This is a genomic window from Candidatus Nitrosocaldus islandicus (assembly GCF_002906215.1).
Classification (GTDB): domain Archaea; phylum Thermoproteota; class Nitrososphaeria; order Nitrososphaerales; family Nitrosocaldaceae; genus Nitrosocaldus; species Nitrosocaldus cavascurensis.
Window position 1 is genome coordinate 1292368 of record NZ_CP024014.1, and the last position, 19905, is coordinate 1312272.

Here is a 19905-nt window from a genome sequence, read left to right on the forward strand (position 1 = left end):
CGTATATGGTGTTGATTATCTATTCTACATGCTATGAATGAGTTAATTCATATGAACGAGGCTAATCTCCTTATAACGCTCGATCTGAACTCCTCCCTTATTCTGAATGCCTCAGTACCAACATAGAATATACTGTAGAGCCTGTATACCCTCAAGACTCTTTCTTTATCTTCATCTTCATCTTCGCCTTTGTCATATTTAGACTCATCATTGCTATAATAGCAACCTATCTCTACTATCCTTCTGAACGTCTCAAGCCTGTGCTTCATTATTACACTACCTATCCCAAGCCTCTTAGCCCTTATATCGCATACTACGCCATCTGGCAATACATCCACATTGATTATACTCTTTGCATCAAGTAGTATCTCATCTGAGTAGGCTTTGCGTATGTTAACCTCCCTCTCTATAACCTTGCCAACCTCCTCCTGCCTCACCACATCCACACTTACAGGTGCATCAACTAGTATGCTCAACAACTGTTCAACTGTGCCTACCTCTGCAAGGAGTAACTTCTCTATCCTTGATAGTTTGATACATGCAGCATCCTCCAACTTCTTTAGTGCTGAGAGCATGCTAGTACCAAAGTCTCCAGAGCCAACCTCTACAGATACCTGCTTTATCATCATGATAGTAACATCCTCACCATAAGCATCGATATCGCTACTCCTATACTACCTATACTCATTAACTTTAGCATCCTCTCATACATGATGATCTTTTTCTCTTTCTCATCCATATGAGAGCGCTTCAACTCCTTGTATGGTCTAGACACCCTTATCTCTGCATAAGCTACTAATGCAGTAATGGATGATGCTATAAGCGCAGATATGGATATGCTATTAGTCTGCATAACATACCCAGCAAGCAATGGTAATCCTCCCCATGATATAGAGAACCATAGATTGCTATGGAACCTACCATTGAAGAGTTCAACATTGTATGCAAAGAGGAAGAAGCCTTCAAGCACTGCTATTATTGCAAGGAATGGCACATAAAGCACTATATAGTATATGCCTATGGTATATGCAACTGCCAATGCTATAATTGCTATAGCAAGAAGTGTTCTATTGCTGAATACATTCCCCCATGGCTTACGCTTAGAACCTATGCTATCTAATGCATGTGCAGATACACCCAATGCTAGTAGGTAGATGAGTACTATAGCGATAAGCCTATCCCATATGATGTTATCAGCCAAGAGAGAACCTATTACAACAAATGATACACACATCCCAGTGTATGGGAGGAAGAGCATCCCAATGGCTACCCTGAATCTTAGAGGACCAAACTTTGGCACGAACCACTCATCAAGCCTGCTATCATACATTATAATGTATAAGTGAGACGATGAATAAAAAGTTATTTATAGCTGCTAGAGGTTATACATAATTAAAGATAGGATTAATATTACTGAAAATATTTAGAGATATGTATGAGAATACTGGTTACTGGGGCAACTGGTTTTATAGGCAGAAGGCTAGTTAGGAGGCTCATCAATGGAGGGCATGAGGTTACCTGCTTAGTCAGGAGTGATGGTGCAGTTACCAATCCCAAGACCATTGGAGCAAAAGAGTGTATAGTTGCTGATATAACAAATAGGGAGAGTGTGATGAAGGCCATCGGCATTGCTAAGGATATAGATGTGCTCATCCACCTTGCTGCACTCAACCCATTGATAAAGGATAGAAGACTACAGTATGATGTTAATATCAATGGGATGAGGAACCTAATAGATGCAATAGTAAGTGCTAGGCTAACCTTGAAGAGGGTTATATACGCTCAGGGCATGGGTGTATTTGGGAATGTACATGGTGCAATCGTTGATGAGGATAGCCAGTATAGACCAGAGACATGGTTCACAAGGTTGAGGAGTGATGCTGAGATGATGCTCTGGGATGCAAGCAAGGATGCTGGCTTCAGTATAAGCATTGCTATACTTGGGGATGTGTATGGAAATGGTGGATGGTTCACAAACATAATGGTTAAAGGGTTGATTAAGAGCATCTTTGGGTTAGGATTCATGATACCTGGTGCTGGCGATTACTATAGATGCTTGATACATGTGGATGATGCTGTAGATGCACTAGCGCTAATGGCTGAGGTTGATTATGCAGGGAATGAGAGGTTCATAGTATGCGATGATGAACCCTGTATGTTCAGAGAGTTTGTATACTACACCGCTGATATGCTAGGGGTCAAGAGGCCTCCAAGGATACCATTATGGCTTGCAAAACTATTTCTTGGCAGTGATATGGTAGATACGTTGACAGCATCTGTAAGGGCAAGCAACACCAAGGTTAAGCGTATGTTAAATTTAATGTTAAGATATCCAGATTACAGAGTTGGTGTAAGATCTGTTGTAGATGAGATAAGGAGTGTTAGCGGTAACAGATTGGCTATGTAAACATATACATGAGTATATACGATTAAGGATGATGCCATTATGATAATTGCTTACTCACATGTTAGCCTTTCCTTGCATACACAACTGCTGCTGTATTGAATGTAAGGTTTATACAACCTACATCCTTGAACCCATGTTTATTCAATGCATCTATAAGTTCAGTAACCCAACACCTTCTCTCTACTATAACCTTGTCAAGCTCGTTAAATACAGATCTCCATTCGTACATGAATCTTCCAAGAAGCCTTAGAAGCATAAAATATGCATGCCATAGGTAGCGCATGGTGCCCCTTGGATACGTAAAGTCATGCATAACCACTATACCACCACTCCTCAACAGCCTCTTGCACTCCATTACAACCTTCTCTATATCACAGTACTTTGCAAGGTATGATGCAGTGATTATATCAACTGTACCATCTCTCAATGGTATGAACTCTGCAGCTGCATTAAGCAATACTATATCATAGTAGTTGAGGTTCCTAGCCTTGCTATCTGCTATTACTAGGCTATTATACATCAGATCAAGACCATATACCCTAGAGACCTTGCCTCTCAATGCAAGTGTTAATATACCTGTACCACATGCAAGATCCAATGCAGTATAATCCCCTTCTGGAACAAACCTTAGCATAACTCTCTTCCATACAGCATCCTGCCCAAATGTGGTTAACCTAACAACTCTATCATACATGCTAGATGTATGCTTAAAGAATCTTATAGCAATCTCATGTCCAGTATGCATATCTACTTATGTTATGCCGATGATAAATAAAAGGTATTAGAAAGGTGCAATTACCCTGCCTTTGTCTTCATATTGCTAGTATCCAACCTTGCTAGTGTTGCACCGTTCCTTCTACTCATATCCTCATCATTTAAATTGATGCTCATCTTCTTATCTGATACCCTCTTAACTGATCCTACATCATTACCATGGATCTCTACACTGAACCTTGCAACATCTAGCCAGTTGTTATACTCCTTTACTGTTATCTTCTTGCTCATAGCTATGCCAGTGACTGGAGGTGAGGAATGTGAGTAGAATGCAAATTCGTGTAGTGATAGAGAGAGCATCTCATCCCTGCTCAAGGGAAGGAGTGACTTGAATAGTGTGACAGTTGCTATATCGCATTTGAAGCATATTATTGTTCTACATAGCGCTGGTATCTCCTTTGCTATATCATCTGGGAGTGAGTTGATGCTTTGTGTTGCTATAGTAACCTTTACATTGAACTTTCTCAACGTATTTAATACCTCTCTTATTGCAAATGATGGGAAGAGATGCGCCTCATCTATGAAGAGGTTGAATGGAGTTGGTGGAGATGATGTAGAATGCCTTGAATGCCTCTTCGCTTCAACATATACAAGGTGTATCAGTAATGAGCCCAAGAATGCAACTATATCATCAGATGCTATATCTGCAAGATCAACAACTATGAACTTGCCTTCTCTCATCATCTGCCCTATATCTATACCTAATCTTGAGTTTAGTATAAACATGGCTAGAGGTGTCGATAGTATCTTATCTAGTTTGTTGTATACAACACCAACGGCCTCCTTCTTGTAGTTCTTCTCAAATATCTCATACCAGAAGTGTAATGCATCTAGATCTGTAACATTCCTAAGTATAGAGTCTCGAAACTCCTGATTTATTATGAATGATCTTAGATCTTTGAGTGTTATCTCTTTACCAACATCTAGGAGCACGTTCAGTGCGTTCCTAAGTATAGTCTCAAGCCTATCGCCCCAAGAGTCAGAGTATAGGTTCTTAAGTACATTAAGGAATGACATAACAACAACATGCTTATCCTCCTCATCTCTACACTCTAAAGGGTTTACGCTGATTACCCTCTTGAACCAAATTGCAGTTGCAGGGTTTATGTATACTGTGTTACTCCAAAGTTCTCTAGGTATCATCATCAATACCTCTCTAGCAAGTGTACCATGGGCATCTATTAGCATGAATCCATGTCTACGCTTTATGCATTGCAAGATCAACAACTTCATAGTCTCAGACTTCCCTGCTCCGCTCTCTCCGAATATTGCAGTGTGTATCCTATCTCTGCTTAATATTCCATATGCTCTCCCATCATCACTAAATCCTATTATATCTATCTCATCATTGTTGATCATTCTAACATCTATAGGGTATCAGCATCTACCACAAGCCCAGTTGTAAACGTCCTCCTATCTGTTGTAGCAAGTCTCAAGATAGATGCATCCTTTGGTAATGCAACTATGCTTGCAAGTTCTACATCACTCAATATACACTTCTTTAGCACTCTTGCATGTTCAACTACGCTAGATAGATCTGAGAAATGATCCCCAGCCCTCTTATTGTTGCTATATGCTACAAGCCCATAGGGCAATGCACCCTCTAGCATATCTAGAGTTCTAACATCCTCTGCTCCCAGTGCTAGCACTGTATGGAAGTGTTTTAGCCTCATCTTCCATCTAGCCTTCTCAACAAGGCTCTCAGTAAGTGGGGATAACCTCCTTACCCTCTCATTTGATGTAAACAGGCTCTTCAATGCTTTTACAAGTGAGTGTTCATGACCTTCCTTCCTCATTATCCATCGGCTTATGGAGTATGCCTCATCCTTATACTTTGCATAACATGCAAGTATACATTCTACTCCACCTTTACCATCACTGTTACCAATATTGTCAAGCTCCTCCAGCATGGTGTAGATTATGCTTGGTCTAACCTTCTCCACTATGGGTAATGCACTATGTACCCTCATCTTATAATAGCGAGTAAGACTGTATCGTAGAGATGGGTTCCATTCTAGCCTCTCAAGTCTAGCATTTTGGATCCCTGAAAAATGCATTGCGTTGATATCATCTGTCCTAACGAGTATCCTAGTCATACCATTCTTACGTATAATGAATATTGCAAACTCATCAACCCTGTAGAGTAGGTTAAGCATCTCTTCCTCCCCATCCTTGAAGTTTGGATACAGCCTCAACTCATACCACTTCATCTCCATCATCTTGCTCCCCATCAATGAATATGGTATTTTTAAATATGCTATTGATATGTGATGCTGGGAGAACTAACAGAAGAGGAGAGGGTAAGATGGTTAAGGATAGTGATAAGTGCTGTTATAGCAGGGCTGATAATCTTTGCTGCACCAGAGATAACTGCGTGGATAACAGGAATAAGCATAGATAATCCACAAGGCAATATACCAAGATCCCTTGTAGAGAGGATTGGTATGATCTTCATGCTGACAAGGTACTTTGGAGGAGCAATAGTAACCATAGGAGTTATAGCTGGGGTGATCAAGCTCTGATGCCTATAAGGAAGATCGATGCTATAGCAATAGCACTTCTGCTTGTATACTTTGCTGTACTACCAAAGATAGAGCAGCCATTCATCACAACCTTCTTTATTTTCTGGATCACTGCATATACTCTTGATGCAGCAAGTACAGTACTAAGCAGGAATATAACGTATGAGACCAACAGGATCTTTGCATTGTTTGCTAGAATGCTAGGTCCACTTCCAGCACTAGCAGTACATTTTGCCATAGAGGTTCTGTTCATAACGTTCTTACCATTCGTATTCCTTAGGATGCTAAGCATTGAAGCTAGTGCATTCATAGCCATGGTTACAGGGATGCTACATGCTTATGCTGCACTCTCTAACATCATGTTCAGACCATCATCGTCGTCATCATCAACAACAAATAAATCCATTTATTTTGGATCTTATCGTTTACATACATTATATATCTAGCAAGTATTGTAGGTGATGGTTGAGGTACTCTGGTTTGAGGATATAGAGCCATTGAAGCAGCCTGTATTTGACTTCCCATTGCTAGGAAGGATAAGCATGAAGCAGATGGGTATAGTAGGATCAGCATCTATCATAGCATTAGCAAGTAGAGATATTCTTATAGCAATGGCATCATTAACTATAGCACTATTCGTTGCTATGACTAGATATAGAGCAGTGAGTATGGATGAACTTATCTACTCGCTCATCCTTTATGGTATGAAGCATAAGGTTAAACCATCTATAGAAATAATCTTCAGATATGTTAATGAACTGTTACTCAATAATGGTTATAGTAGGATAATACTTGCAAGAATGGTTAATAAGATTTGTAAGGAGATAAGATGTAGATTGGATAAGAAGTATGCTTATAGTAGTAATGGTAAAGGGATGAGAGGTCATGAAGATAGCATAATAATATTGAATTCTAATACTGTAAGATTGAGACTAAGGCTCATTACCAAAGATGGTAGAGCAATAGCAAATAGGTTAGCAAGGATATATCTGGATGATGATCTCCTTACCAACATAACATCTGACAACAATGGTGAGTTAGATGTTATATTATCTCTAACCTCTACAAAGAATAGTAACCTTAGAGTGTATGTTGATGGCTATAGTAAACCCTTACTTGAGAAAGTAGTAACTGTAATTTCTGCATAGCAAGTGGTTGTGACCATATATGGTGTTTGGGCTTAGTGCTGGGCTATTAACAGTTATAGCAGTATTTGCTGTTATAGCGTTGATAGCATTAAGTATTGGTATAGTTAACACAATAGGTAATACATTCACTGATATAGCATTAACTCTACCAAAATTCAATTATGATGATGATAATAATAGTGGAAGCAATCTAACAATGTATACGTTCTTCAGGGACTCCTCACTCTACATCATTGCAATAGTACTCATCCTTGCAGGGATATCCTTGGTGTTTGAGAACCTTGCAATACTTCCAAGGCATACAGCATACTCTATGATATCTAGAAGTGCTATACTCATAATAATGCTCTTTGCTTTCCCACTATTCTGGGACCCAATTGCATATAGTATAGAAGAGTTCAGTCTATACATATTGAGTCAAGAGGATCCATCAAGGGCTGATGAGAAGATTAAATGGTTATGGGAGAATATATCAGCAATAGCTGCTCCAAGCATGCCAGATCCTATGGACCTTCTAGATCCTGCCAAGCTATCTGAGCATTTATTTGTTGATGTGTTCATGGGTGCATTCAAATCATTCATAGCGTTGATGCTCATGATGAGCCTCTACCTCATAGGTACAATAAGGCTTGTACTTACAGCAGTGCTCATAATAGGTTTACCTCTAATCTTGATGATATCGCTCATACCATTCCTGAAGAGGATAAGTGATATGCTGATCAACACACTCATAGGGTTGAGCATTGCACCAATACTCTCAAGCCTTACAGTTGCTGCTGGCTCAGCATATGTTATGGGTGCTGATCTGGAGCCATTGCAGTTATGGATAGCAAGTGTTGCCATAGCATCACTTGCAGTATACTTTCCTGCACTCTTGGCTCCAGCTATTGGTTCATTAATCACAACTATAAGTGCATGGGTCACTGGGGCAGGAGTATCTGGCATACTTTTTGCAGGAGGTTCAATAGCAGGTGCTGCAAGGGGGGCAGTGGCAGGTATAGGCACAATAGCCTCTGGTCTAGAGTCTACACTTGGCAGGACTCCAACAGCGCTTGAACTTGCAAGGGCAGCGATGAGTACTCCAGCAGTAAAGACGATAGGGAAGAGTGCAGCAGCAGGATTTGGTGCAGGTATGCTTGGAGGATTATTAGCATCCATAAGACCAGCAACAGAGGCTCTAAGCATACCAAGTATAAGTAGATTCACAGATAATGCTGTAAAGAGTACATTCATAACAGCAAGTAATGAAGGTAGAGAGTATGGTATGGAGATGGTAAGGAACTTTGCTGGATCTCTTATAGAGGGTGCAATAGCATACTATGCTTCAATAAAGCCTAATGCATCTGTTGATGGTAGAGAAGTTAATAGATGGTTCTATACTGTGAAACGCTTGTATGAGGATGGGGATTACAATGCTCTAACAAGGTTTGCAAATGAGTACTTTATGCTTCCAGATAACATACTTCATGGTAGAGAAGAGGTGTTTGGCAGGGTGTTTGGAGAGTATATAATGCATATAGGCAAGGATAAGAGACCATTAACAAACCTCTACTACTGGCTTGAGCAGATAAGGGAGAGGGGAGGGATAAGCAGAGTTGCAGATCCTAGGCTATTGAAGGAGATTATAAGCAATAGGGATGCTAATAGGGAGAAGGTTGAGAGCATGTACAACATAAGATTGCCAAATCCAAACTTTGAGGTTATAGATCTAACTGTATGGGTTGATGATGTGAGTGATGATGCACATAAAGATGATAAGAATGGATAAAACAAATAAACGATAAACCTGTAACCTGTATTACTATACTCTTTTATTTGCCCAATTATATTATTGATGAGCAATAATAATAGAATAACAAGAAGATTGATATTCTGTGTATCTATAACATTAACAGCAATTGTGATTTTATATCTTCATAATATGCAAGTATATGCATCTAGCCCCTGTGAACTCTATGCAGAGATAAGGGTATCGCCATTATACCATAACGGTAGCATTAGGCAGAACCCTGATGGTACTTATTATGCTGGTGATGCATTTGCATACAGTGTATACCATGGTTATAACAATACAGATGAAGGGTCCTGCATAGACTACTCATACTGGCTTGAGGCTGATTCTAGTGCTATAATTCATGGTTCAAGCACATCTGGCATAGTTGAGATAAAGACAGATGCAAGTATAGGCATACATGCTATCAGATTCCAGCAGAGGATAACCCATCAGATATGCATAATGGCGATGGAGGATAGTATATGCTTTAAGTTCAGATACTCAAAGAGCACAGTTCATACATATACAGTAGTGGATCCAATGCTTGAAGTATATCTAAGCAAAGGTCAACTCATAGATGGAGATGGATTTGTAGCAATGAATAGAGATGGAACATACTATATTGGAGATCCAGTTGCAATAATTCATAAATCTAACTACATATTCAAGAATGAGAGGAGAGGAACATTACATATCGTTATGGAAAAGAGATATGATGATATTACTCTTGCATATGAATATAATTGTTTAATAAATCAATGCAGATATAACTTAGCATATGAGGAGTATACTTCAACATTAGATCTTACATATAATGATGGTGTAACCATCTATCGTACTAATAACTCTTCACCTACTCCACATACTATAATATATGATGTGAAATTGATCAATATAGATAAGGTCATAGCAAAGAGAGATGTGAGTATAGATATCATGCTTGTAAGGTATAGACCAGTATATCATTACTATGCATATATCGTGCTCAATGATGATAAACCATGGTCATACAATAAGAGTGTTGCTATTGCATTGCATTATCATGGTAGTATGGATGATGATGGAAAAAGCATACATCCTTTAAGGAGAAGCAAGCTCAACCACTATGAGTACACTTTAAATGATGGTATAGAGGAAGGATATCTAAATGTTACCTATACCAATGCTCATGGGTTTAACACAAAAAGTAAGGCATTGATATTTGAGTATGAAGGTTATGGCAAGATAGTCTTCTCTCCTATAATCGATGGTGAGTATAGACCAAAATCTATTCTAACGTTAAACATGAAGATATACTCTGCAGATTTTGCTAACTATGATATGCTAGAGGTTATTAATGTTGATTACACTTATCCCTTAGTAAGGTTCTCAACACGGCTAGATATCTTTGTATATGGTTCTGATGGCAAGATAAGAGATTTGCCTATAAATGTTGATATGAAACCATTAGGTAACTATCTTCATGATTATATGAGGAGCAAGGTTATTCATGATAGTGCTCATGAAACATTTGCAGAGATGGTTATCGGAGATATGTATGCAAGAGATAATCATGCTAGTAGCATTGGTCATCTTAGCATGGTGATTAACTACACATCACATTACATTCCTGAATCAGTACTTTCAAGATACAATATATTAGATATGCCCTTATACATAGCACTTGATACATTAACACCATACAGGATGGAGATAACTGTTGGAGATGTTACAAAGGTTTATGATGAACATACATTCTCTTTCTACACCAACTATATAATAATTGTAAATCTTGAGCAGGATAATAAGATAGAGGATATCCTGCTTCAAGATAATATACTTGAATTCAGGTTAGATGAGAAGTTTGGAGATATCTCAAGGATATATGTTAATGGAACTCTATATGATCCAAAGAAGTATTGTACTGATTCATGCATAATACCGTTCTATTCCAATTATGCTAAAGTAGAGATATACAATGAATGGGGAGGAAGGGCATATGCAGAGGTTAGTGAACAGCAAGGTAATGAAGTTAGATATGTACATGATATGAGCAATCATATACAGATGGCTTTGTTTGTAGGTGTATTCATGATAACATTATTCGCTGCATACAGGATAATAGTTGCTAGAAGAGATAATAAGTAGTAGCATCATAATGACTGATTGTTTGGGTCTGTGGAGAATAATCTTAACTCCTTTTCTCCTGGAACTATCTGAAGCCTTATCCTATGCTCCCCAGTAAGAAGTAATGCCTCCCCTCTACCAAATGTTGTGATCATCTCCCTCTCCTTTTCTGATAGTTGTAATGCTTCTGCTATCTTAATACTTGCAAGTTCATTATTCCTTAGTAGGATCTTTGTATCAGCATTATCTAGCAATGCTCTACCATACTCATTTGCTATGATATCTTCTGGTCTTTGAGTTATAAATATGAATAGTACATTCAATTTCCTTCCAACTCTAGCTATAAGGTTAACAAACCTTGCAGCAGATGGTATGTTGAAGAGCATCCATCCCTCATCTATTATAATTATCTTCAGTATATTACTTGCATATGAGTTTATCTCATTCCATACTTTTGCCAATGATAACAGTAGTAGCAGTGATGTGCTGCTTGATGTAGAGTTTGTTCCTTTAAGTGATAATATGTTCCGTTTATCCATGATTATTCTGCCTCTAAATATATTTGCATAGTTATTAACCACATCAACTAAATAGCGTTTTGCTTCCCTGCTTAACATCTCATATAATGAGAATATATCATTAACTTTACTTGCATTAGTTGCAATCTCTTTCCTTACCAACAGTGGCGCCATTACAATATCAGATATAACGTCAGATGCCGTGATTGGATCAAAGAGTTTTAATGGGTCAAGGCCTAGACCATTGCTATTTGCAACATCTATAAGGTTAAATCCTAGGTAATCTGCAACCTTTGCATATTCACCTTGGGGATCTATTATGAATGCGTATGAATCAGGCATCTTCTCTAGGAGTCTGTTAAGCATGATCTTTGCTGTCATTGACTTGCCAGAGCCTGATGATGCAAGTACTATAACATTATAATTATTTCTTAGCGAGTAATCATAGATAACTGGTGCATCAGTATTAATGTTAACACCAAGCATTATTCCATTTGGTACCTCAAGCATATCACTACTAACAAAGGGATAGAATATACTCATACTACCAAGTTCAACTACTATTGTATGTTTAACATTGCCATTAAGTAGATCCAACTGCCTTCCAACCATAGGATCTACAGATGCGTATTGCCTCACTCCTCGCATGAATCTCTTACTCTTTTCATTCAACTCTTTTAGGCTAGATGCTTTAATGATTAGTATTATGCATACATTAAAGAGCTTTGTTTCATGCTTATCAAGTGCTTGAAGGGTCATCTCTGCTACTTCTGCCTTGTATGTCAATGATGCATACTTCATTGCTGCAGCCTTTATAAGGCCTGTATATCTCTTCATCTTACTTAAGGCAATATCATGCTTGAGAGGTGTGATATCTATAATAGTTTCATCAGATAACCTTGCAATGCTATCTATCCATGCTATGTTTGCATTTGTAGGAAGCCTGTAGAGTAGGAATGACCTTGCGTATAAGGGCTTATCAACATTAACTATTAAGTGATTAAATCTTTCAAGCAATTCTTTATGCCTTAGACTAGCAAGTAATGTTGCATCTATTACCATAGAGTATTCATAACCAAGAGAAGTTAGTATATGCTCAAGTGGTTCATTGCTAGAGAGGAATGTTCTCATAACTGGCAATGTTATATCCAACTCCCTTGTGTTTATGTGCACATAATCCTTGATCATATGTATTGTAACTTTGCTCTCTAACCAATTCAAGAGCGATAAGAATCTGTTTGTAACTATACTCTTCTGCTTCTCCTCTGGTAATGAGAGAAGATCTGTAGGCCTTATCTCATATACATACCTCATAGCGATTAACACTCCTAAGATGTTCATATAATGCATAAATCTCATGATGCCATTCTCTTAACATATAGTATGTAGAGGGTTCAAGCACAATCCCTTCCCTTCCATAGTATCTGCATAATCCTCTCTTGCATAGGATCTTAACCTGCTTCCAAGCATACTCATCATCATAATTGAAAGAAGATAATAGTTTAATTATCTCATGCTTTATAACAGGAACTATCCATTCAAGTCCCTTATAGATAGACCTGTTATAGTTGTTATACAGTAATGCAAGTATAACAAGTTGTACTGGTCTTATATTGAGCATGTAGCATATAAAGAGCCATCTTCCATACTGTGTTAGTGAGTATCTGCAAGGATAATTTATGCTAGAGCAGATTATATTATCTCTCTTTAACCTATTCATTATAACTGTAAGCTTATGTACATCATTAAATAACTTGATAAGATCCTCCTTACTCTTACTATCAGTACCTATACATGTTATTACCTTCTCAACCAACCTAGAATTCCTTCTAGGTCTCCATTTTAATACGTTCATATCAATTCACCATCGCGGGCAAGTACTGCTACCTTACAATTAAATACCCTAGTTAGAAAGTTAATCTCTGAACCATCAACTATATACCATCTAGCCCTATACTTATCCAATTCCAAGGTCTCAACAACATCATCTGGAACAATGTGAAGAGTCTTATGCTCAATATCTTTCAAGACTATCATATGCTCATTCTCTTCTACTCTGCTGATAACATAGTCACTTGTATCTATTGAATAGGAAGTACCACATGAGCATGTGAAGTATAGATGTTTATCCTTACTCTTACCTCTACTCTTCTTACCCTCAATACTCATCAGCCTCTTACCACTAACCTCTATGGTATTACTGCTGGTAATACATGAAGCACTATGCTTTCTATAACTTGACCTAAGCATCTTTATGAATGCTAGCATTCTATCGTAATCTTGGAAGGAGAATATATCCTCATCATCATCAATATTTATGAATGCAAAATCTACAGCCTTCTCTTGTAACTCTTCATCTTCAAGTTCGGATATTAGCACTATGATGTAGTATGGTATGGGTGGAACTCTATTGAACTTTGCAACTATGCTATTCATATACACTTGCAGCTTTGCATATGCCCTACCTTTTATCCTCTCCAGCCTCTGTAAGAGCCTTGCCATCATCTTATCCATTCCATACTTGCTGCATATGTAATCCTCATCCCATATTTTACCTCTTATTGCTTCATAGAGTTTGAGTATATTAAGAGTTGATCTGATGTTAAACTTAATATGCCATATCTGTGCATCCTCTTTACTATTCAACTTTATCACATACGCTCTTATACTCTTTACATCTGCTATTCTACATGCCTGTACCCTAGCATAACCATCAAGGATGTAGTATTCACCGTCAACCTCTCCCACCACTATAGGTTGTATAGATGATGAGCCTTGCCTCTTCACCTCATCTGCAATACTCCTTATCATGGGATGTGTTGAGAGAGTAACTATATGATCTACACTCTTCAATGCATCAACATCCACCTCAACAAGCAACATTCATCACCTTCTTCAGATTAACATTGTTGATGATTGAGAGGATCTTCCTTGCCCTCCTTCTTGCCCTCTCATCAATATCAAGAAAGTGCATATACATCTCAACCATGTTAGCATCTTTGCATCTATACACCTCATTAGCAAAGTTCAAGAGTATCCTCTGAATGGTTGGTAGATATCTTCTTGCATATACAAGTTCTACAGCATCCCTGATCTCCTCCTGACTCTTCCTTAATGAGTATCTATTACATACAGTATACACTACAAGCATAGCAAGCTCTGCCGAGCCCATCTTAACACACTTGAGCAACTTGCTATAGTAAGACCAACACTCAAACGCTATATTCCATGGAAGAGAAAGCCTTTCGCAAAGGTTTGAGAAGAGAGAGAGTAGTTGTTCATCCTTACTGCTACTGTAGAATCGTGCAGACCTGCTCAAGTATGCTTCAGTACCTACATGAACTGCATTATACAGGTTAGGCTCTATCCTCCTGTATCGTATGATGCTATCATCATTATTATTGCTATACCCAAGCACTGCCCCACATCTGGAGCATATTATCTCTCCATCCACTGCATGAAGTAGATTGCCCTTGCAGAGAGGACAACTCTTACTGTGCTCCAATTGTACCAATCTGTTCATACAAATTGTAATATTCAAATACTATTTAAATGTTCCTAATTGTACTATAATAAAGTATATTTATGGGATCGTTCTATAATGTACCATGCGAAAGGGGTATACTCAGATAGTACTGAAGGAGGAGGAGGCTAAGAGGATAGAGCAGTTTATAAAGAGTGATAAGAGGTTCGAGGGTAGAACGTTCAGTAATGCAGCAAAGACAATACTTCTAGAGTATATAGAGTACCATGATTACCTTAGGAGGTATGGACCGTTCCTGAAGTTCATAGGTGCTGAGGGTAACCTCATCTTCATATATGACCACTTCATAGACAGGATAGTTGAGGTTGAGGTTCATGATAGGATGCTCTACTGCAGATATCATGGTAACTCAGAGTGTGCGCATATAGGCTTCTGCTTTGCAGTTCCAGAACTCTATAGGGTCTTCAATGAGAAGGGTTTCAAACAACCAAAGAGGATAGTTGAAGATGAGAAGTAGCATAAGGCTGATGTTATAAGTAGTAGATAGGTAGGCTAACTCATTGGTTTGATTGATGGGTTGGTTGATTGGTTGATGTTGGATCGGATTAGATTAGATTGATATGCTTAAGCAAGTGATCTAAACCATTTTTGTTGATGATAGATATGATGAGCAGTGATAGCAATGGTATGCTGGATGAAGGGGAGGAATGGAGGAAGAAGGAGAGGACAATACTACTTAGAAGACTGCTTGATGTTGAGAGGCCAGAGAACTATACTCAAAGGGTTAAGGTGATCAAGTATTTAGAGCAGGAGGGCCTACCCAGCAATGATGTAGATGTTGAGACTCTAGCATCTATCCTAAGGGATGATCAGTTAGAATCTCTCTTGATGCTAACATGCACAAATAGTACTGCTGTATTTAAGGGGAGGTATTACACGTTCAGCAATGGTATGCTTCAGCATAGAGGTTCATGGGATATTGTAAGGAAGGATCTTACAGAGTTCCTTAATGCCCATGGAAGGAAAGGGTACGCATTACTCAAGGCTATGCTTGAAGTAGATACTGATACAATAGCAGGGATAATGGCTAAGACAAGCGAGGTGTATGGTGAGAGACTCAATCCCATTAATATGCTCATAGAGTTAAGGGATGGGCTAAGGATTGCATACAGTACAAGCATGGATGAAGGAGGGAGAGGGAATGGTGAAGGTAAAAGAGGTAGGCATAAGACTGTATGGGGAATACTTGAAGAGGTTAGGCCGTTGGTGAGGCATATGCTTGATGAACTCTGCCATATACCAAGGTTGAGTACAAGGGATGCTTACATGGAGTTTGAGTATGAGGTTAAGAGGATGGATGAGGAGTTAAGAACATACCTAATGCAGTTGATAGAGGAGAGGTATGAAGATACACTTAGATTTGGTAGAGATGTTACATCTGAGCATATAGCAAGATACCTTAGAGAACTCTTTGGCTCGCTCTATCTTGACCCCTTGCTTGCTATAGCACAGCAGTACTCTTTAACCGATTCTAGCATAGTTAGTGAGAAGAACCATAGCAAGGTTATGAGTACTGGCTTCAACCTTGCCCTCTTTGGTGATCCAGGGAGTGGTAAGACGTTTGCAATAAAGGATCTTATACTTGGTTCTGAGAATGGTGTACCAGCACATGGTCTTCCTGGTATGAATAGATATTGTGGAGGCATGACTCCAGCAAAGTTCATTGCTATAGGAGAAGCATATGAGGGTAGATCTGTGAACTTCATAATCACTGAGTTCAATGACTGGTTCAAGTACAAAGGTATGGTTGAGCCATTGAAGATAGCAATGGAGAGAGGTATCATAAGGTATGAGACCAAATCATACAGCATAAGACCATACAGGTTCACATCATTCTTCTCAGTAAACTATAACACATCAGTATATAACAAGAACATATACGAACCTACTATAAGAGATCCAAACTTCAAAGCAGTTGAGGATAGGATGCTCTGTAGACTACATATCTTAACCAAGGATAGATACGGTGAGCTTGCAAAGAGGCAGAGTAGCCTTATGAAAGGTATATTGCAGGAGAGGATGTCTTATACAGCAGGTATGATTAGGGATCATCTTACACTAGTATATGCTATACAGAGGGGCTATCACAATAAAGACTTCAAACCCAAACAGATCATGATTAATGATGGTGTAGTGGATAAGATAAGGGATGTAATGGATGTTATAATAGAACATATTGAAGATGGTAGTAGGTATGGTGAGCATAGAGTACCATTCTCTGTAAGGTTAGAGAAGAAGACACTCCAACTAGCATCTACATTAGCATTGATAAGGTTCTTCTCCTACAATGATGTTATAACTATAGATGAACATTCCCTATCTATAGCGCTAAGGTATTTAGTGGAAGAGGCATGGATAAGATCAGGTTATACATTTGATGTAAAGAGTGTAACAGATATACTCTCTATAGAGTAGCAAAAACCAATGATGAAGGAATAGAAGAGAGGAACGTGACCTCTATTATCGCTTAATCTAACCATCTATCCTATCCATCCCCTTCTATCTCTTTATCATTCATTATCTTAGAAAGTGCTTCTCAAACGTTATCATCTCAAAGTTCAAGCCTAATTCTTTTGCATATCTATATGCTTCATCTATCTCTTGCTTGCTTGGGAATCTAGCCATATCCTTGTATGCTGGATCATAGTTGGGTGAGTATGGATCACAATAGTTCTCAGGCCTGTACTGATCCATTATATTTATCAACACTTCAGGCATGTTATCTGCAACCCATTCAAGCACTGGTTTTGTGCAGCACTTAACATGCCCAGGCATTATCAGATGCCTTATAACCATATCCTCATCCCAGCAATGAACCTGCTTTATATTACTGGTTACCGTCTCCCAGTACCATGGTGTCCTTGCAAGCCTCAATGAGCACTTGTTGGAACCAAACTTCAGATCTGGAAGCCATACATCCATAATGCATCTCAACACATTTAGTGCTTCTCTACTCATGAAGAAGTTCGAGTTCCACAACTGCGGTACATTGAACTCATCCCCATAGTATGCATTACTACTGCTCATAGAATACCTATATGGCATATCAGCATTAATGCTCTTTATCACAAACAACTCATCCTCGTACCTTACCTTGTTTATTATGAACCTACTCATCTCATGTATCGCTTCAACTATGTTATGCAGATGTATAGTTGGCTCACCACCAACCCAGTTTATGTTATGACATCCTTCAAGCCTCAACTTGTATGCCATCAATGCTATCATATATGGTGTAACTACACTACCGTTGAACCTATCTGTGCTTATATCACCATTCTGACAGAAGGCACATCGCATGTTGCAACTTGTGAAGAAGATAGTGCCTGAACCTTTAATACCTCTAAATACTATCTCCTCCCCCATGTGATGGAAGAACGTACTAACCCTACTCTCAGCCTCTAACTTGCATGCACCTAACTTACCTCCAGTAGTTCTATCAACCTTGCACTGCCATCTGCAGAAGTTACATGCATGTAATGATCCTTTCACTATGGCAAGGAGTAGATCTAGCAGGTTTACCTTTGCTATAGGCAGATCTCTAATCGTTATACTCCTGCTCCTAACATCAGACCATAGCCTTATGAACCTCTCAAGTGCAGTATCATACTCCTTCCAAAGACTATCGATATCCATGTTATATATGCTAGGATCTACTGGCACCCTCTTGCATATCAGATACTTTGCTGGCATGCTGTTAGTTGCTACAGAATAGTACCAACCAAGCCTATCCCTAACATTACCCTCCTTCCATATCCATAGTGAACCAAAGTCCCTTCCCATGACCTTACACAGTATAACTATGCTTTGCTCATATTTATTGGTAGAACTCTTCCCTAACACTCCTCCTGCTAAGGTAGTATATGCCTAAAGAGAATAGTGCTATTGCTACTACTGCAATAGTGTATGGATAGCCTAGGAGCATCTGTATATACATCGTCCATATAGAGTCTAGTAGACCAAAGCACATGAATAGTATTGAGAGGAAGAGTGCCCAACCCTTCCTCTTATACAGACCATAGATGAGTGCTAGAGCAAATGATGCTAAAGTAAACTTCATAGCTGCCCCTGTACTTGCTGCACTAAAGAGTGCACTTGCATAGTACTCGCTCAATGTAAGTATACCAACTAGGATATTGTATGATGAGCCTAATGCTAAGAGCACCATTATTATTGTTACTCCTCTCCTATGCCTCATCCTTTTCACCTAATTATAAACATAGAATACTTATTAATGATGCTGGATCATGAAGAAGCGATACTGCTAAATATGTAATTGAGCATACTCTTATCTGCAGATGCTATGAATGATAGTCTAGCATCCAAACTCAATGGTGCATCAAGCATATTGAGATGCTCATCCACAACTATCCCTCCAGCCTCAACTATTATTAGGCAAGCAGCAGCTATATCAGTAACCCTTATCTTCCCCCTAACATCTATGTACGCATCAAGCAAACCTCTAGCAAGTAAGCACATCTCCAATGCGTTTGAGCCGAACTGTCTTATATGATTGGTCATAGCAAGTATACTGCTCATCCTCTTGAGTTTATCTATGCTTATACCAGAGAGGTTTATGCCTATCACGTATCCAGCCCTATCATTGCTTGTATTTACAGTCTTTATCCTTGAGCCATTCATGTATGCACCATTGCCCCTTACAGCATAGTATATATCACCACTTGTAAGGTCCATAACCGCTGCATGTGTAACACTGCTCAACCTATCTGATGTTGCATATGCTACAGAGCAGGAGTAGAATGGTATACCTCTAACTGCATTAGTTGTACCATCTATTGCATCAAGTACTATGATACAACTACCATCATCATTGCTAGCATTGGCATCAGCCCCTCCCCTTCCCTTCCTACCACTATCTACAAGCCCAGCCTCTTCGCTCAGCACTTTACAACTCACATCGTACTCTCTAACTACTTCCAGTGCAGCATCCTCACCAACCTTGTCTATCTTCTTCGTAATATCACCTCCAGCACCCCTTGCTAGGGATATGCCTGCCTCTTCCCTGCTCATCTTGCTAACCTTGCTCCTAACATTCATGCATATATCATGGAGCATGCTCATGATGCTATCCATGAAGAAGGGTATCTATGC

Annotated in this window: 20 protein-coding genes; 8 read left to right on the forward strand and 12 right to left on the reverse strand. The window is 38.9% G+C overall.

Annotation, left to right across the window (positions count from 1 at the left end; all coding sequences use genetic code 11):
• Positions 1-47 precede the first annotated feature (47 nt).
• Both CRG89_RS06770 and CRG89_RS06775 read right to left on the reverse strand, forming a co-directional pair.
• Positions 48-629: a chorismate pyruvate-lyase family protein gene (locus CRG89_RS06770; RefSeq protein ID WP_103287522.1), complete on the reverse strand. Its 582-nt coding sequence runs from the start codon at positions 627-629 to the stop codon at positions 48-50.
• Positions 626-1330, reverse strand: coding sequence for a hypothetical protein (locus CRG89_RS06775; protein ID WP_103287523.1), 705 nt, complete (start codon positions 1328-1330; stop codon positions 626-628). The genes CRG89_RS06770 and CRG89_RS06775 overlap by 4 nt, the downstream gene beginning before the upstream one ends.
• Positions 1331-1435: 105 nt before the next feature.
• On the opposite strand from CRG89_RS06775, the gene CRG89_RS06780 reads away from it, so the two are divergent.
• Entirely contained in the window at positions 1436-2407 is a 972-nt protein-coding gene (locus tag CRG89_RS06780) for an NAD-dependent epimerase/dehydratase family protein (RefSeq protein ID WP_103287524.1), read from the forward strand.
• A gap of 61 nt (positions 2408-2468) precedes the next feature.
• Here the strand turns inward: CRG89_RS06780 and CRG89_RS06785 are convergent, their stop codons facing one another.
• From CRG89_RS06785 to CRG89_RS06795, 3 genes are read right to left on the reverse strand one after another with little or no spacing between them, the layout of a single operon-like run.
• Positions 2469-3152, reverse strand: coding sequence for a class I SAM-dependent methyltransferase (locus tag CRG89_RS06785; protein WP_103287525.1), 684 nt, complete (start codon positions 3150-3152; stop codon positions 2469-2471).
• Between the two features lie 50 nt (positions 3153-3202).
• Entirely contained in the window at positions 3203-4540 is a 1338-nt protein-coding gene (locus tag CRG89_RS06790) for a type IV secretory system conjugative DNA transfer family protein (protein WP_103287526.1), read from the reverse strand.
• Between the two features lie 8 nt (positions 4541-4548).
• Positions 4549-5412, reverse strand: coding sequence for a hypothetical protein (locus CRG89_RS06795; RefSeq protein WP_103287527.1), 864 nt, complete (start codon positions 5410-5412; stop codon positions 4549-4551).
• A gap of 39 nt (positions 5413-5451) precedes the next feature.
• On the opposite strand from CRG89_RS06795, the gene CRG89_RS06800 reads away from it, so the two are divergent.
• From CRG89_RS06800 to CRG89_RS06820, 5 genes are all read left to right on the forward strand, one after another.
• Positions 5452-5703, forward strand: coding sequence for a hypothetical protein (locus CRG89_RS06800; RefSeq protein WP_103287528.1), 252 nt, complete (start codon positions 5452-5454; stop codon positions 5701-5703).
• The gene (locus tag CRG89_RS06805; RefSeq protein ID WP_103287529.1) at positions 5703-6149 is read left to right on the forward strand and encodes a hypothetical protein; all 447 of its coding nucleotides are present in this window, start codon (positions 5703-5705) and stop codon (positions 6147-6149) included. Before CRG89_RS06800 ends, CRG89_RS06805 begins: the two co-directional genes overlap by 1 nt.
• Before the next feature lie 15 nt (positions 6150-6164).
• On the forward strand, positions 6165-6851 hold the full coding sequence (locus CRG89_RS06810) for a hypothetical protein (RefSeq protein ID WP_103287530.1): 687 nt from the start codon (positions 6165-6167) through the stop codon (positions 6849-6851).
• Positions 6852-6870: 19 nt separating this feature from the next.
• Positions 6871-8619, forward strand: a complete 1749-nt coding sequence (locus tag CRG89_RS06815) for a hypothetical protein (protein ID WP_103287531.1) — start codon at positions 6871-6873, stop codon at positions 8617-8619.
• A gap of 153 nt (positions 8620-8772) precedes the next feature.
• Positions 8773-10752, forward strand: a complete 1980-nt coding sequence (locus tag CRG89_RS06820; RefSeq protein ID WP_103287532.1) for a hypothetical protein — start codon at positions 8773-8775, stop codon at positions 10750-10752.
• Between the two features lie 5 nt (positions 10753-10757).
• Here the strand turns inward: CRG89_RS06820 and CRG89_RS06825 are convergent, their stop codons facing one another.
• Genes CRG89_RS06825 through CRG89_RS06840 form a run of 4 tightly spaced genes read right to left on the reverse strand, consistent with a single transcriptional unit; the run spans position 10758 to position 14772 of the window.
• Positions 10758-12563, reverse strand: a complete 1806-nt coding sequence (locus tag CRG89_RS06825) for a VirB4 family type IV secretion system protein (RefSeq protein WP_158648769.1) — start codon at positions 12561-12563, stop codon at positions 10758-10760.
• Positions 12547-13104, reverse strand: a complete 558-nt coding sequence (locus CRG89_RS06830; protein ID WP_103287534.1) for a hypothetical protein — start codon at positions 13102-13104, stop codon at positions 12547-12549. Before CRG89_RS06830 ends, CRG89_RS06825 begins: the two co-directional genes overlap by 17 nt.
• Entirely contained in the window at positions 13101-14132 is a 1032-nt protein-coding gene (locus CRG89_RS06835; RefSeq protein WP_103287535.1) for a ParB/RepB/Spo0J family partition protein, read from the reverse strand. Before CRG89_RS06835 ends, CRG89_RS06830 begins: the two co-directional genes overlap by 4 nt.
• Positions 14119-14772 (reverse strand): transcription initiation factor IIB family protein, encoded by a 654-nt coding sequence (locus CRG89_RS06840; RefSeq protein WP_148695122.1) that lies wholly within the window; start codon positions 14770-14772, stop codon positions 14119-14121. The genes CRG89_RS06835 and CRG89_RS06840 overlap by 14 nt, the downstream gene beginning before the upstream one ends.
• Positions 14773-14857: 85 nt before the next feature.
• Between CRG89_RS06840 and CRG89_RS06845 the strand changes: the two genes are divergently transcribed.
• Both CRG89_RS06845 and CRG89_RS06850 read left to right on the forward strand, forming a co-directional pair.
• Positions 14858-15250 carry a hypothetical protein gene (locus CRG89_RS06845; protein ID WP_103287537.1) on the forward strand — a complete coding sequence of 131 codons (393 nt, stop codon included), beginning with the start codon at positions 14858-14860 and terminating at the stop codon, positions 15248-15250.
• Positions 15251-15396: 146 nt separating this feature from the next.
• Positions 15397-17208, forward strand: a complete 1812-nt coding sequence (locus CRG89_RS06850) for a hypothetical protein (RefSeq protein ID WP_158648770.1) — start codon at positions 15397-15399, stop codon at positions 17206-17208.
• Between the two features lie 102 nt (positions 17209-17310).
• Here CRG89_RS06850 and CRG89_RS06855 read toward each other — a convergent pair whose 3' ends face one another.
• The 3 genes from CRG89_RS06855 to CRG89_RS06865 are packed head-to-tail and all read right to left on the reverse strand — an operon-like array spanning position 17311 to position 19887.
• On the reverse strand, positions 17311-18636 hold the full coding sequence (locus CRG89_RS06855) for a radical SAM protein (RefSeq protein ID WP_197706694.1): 1326 nt from the start codon (positions 18634-18636) through the stop codon (positions 17311-17313).
• The gene (locus CRG89_RS06860; protein WP_103287540.1) at positions 18611-18991 is read right to left on the reverse strand and encodes a hypothetical protein; all 381 of its coding nucleotides are present in this window, start codon (positions 18989-18991) and stop codon (positions 18611-18613) included. The genes CRG89_RS06855 and CRG89_RS06860 overlap by 26 nt, the downstream gene beginning before the upstream one ends.
• Before the next feature lie 47 nt (positions 18992-19038).
• Complete coding sequence (locus CRG89_RS06865) at positions 19039-19887, reverse strand: inositol monophosphatase family protein (RefSeq protein ID WP_103287541.1); 849 nt, start codon at positions 19885-19887, stop codon at positions 19039-19041.
• Positions 19888-19905: the final 18 nt, after the last annotated feature.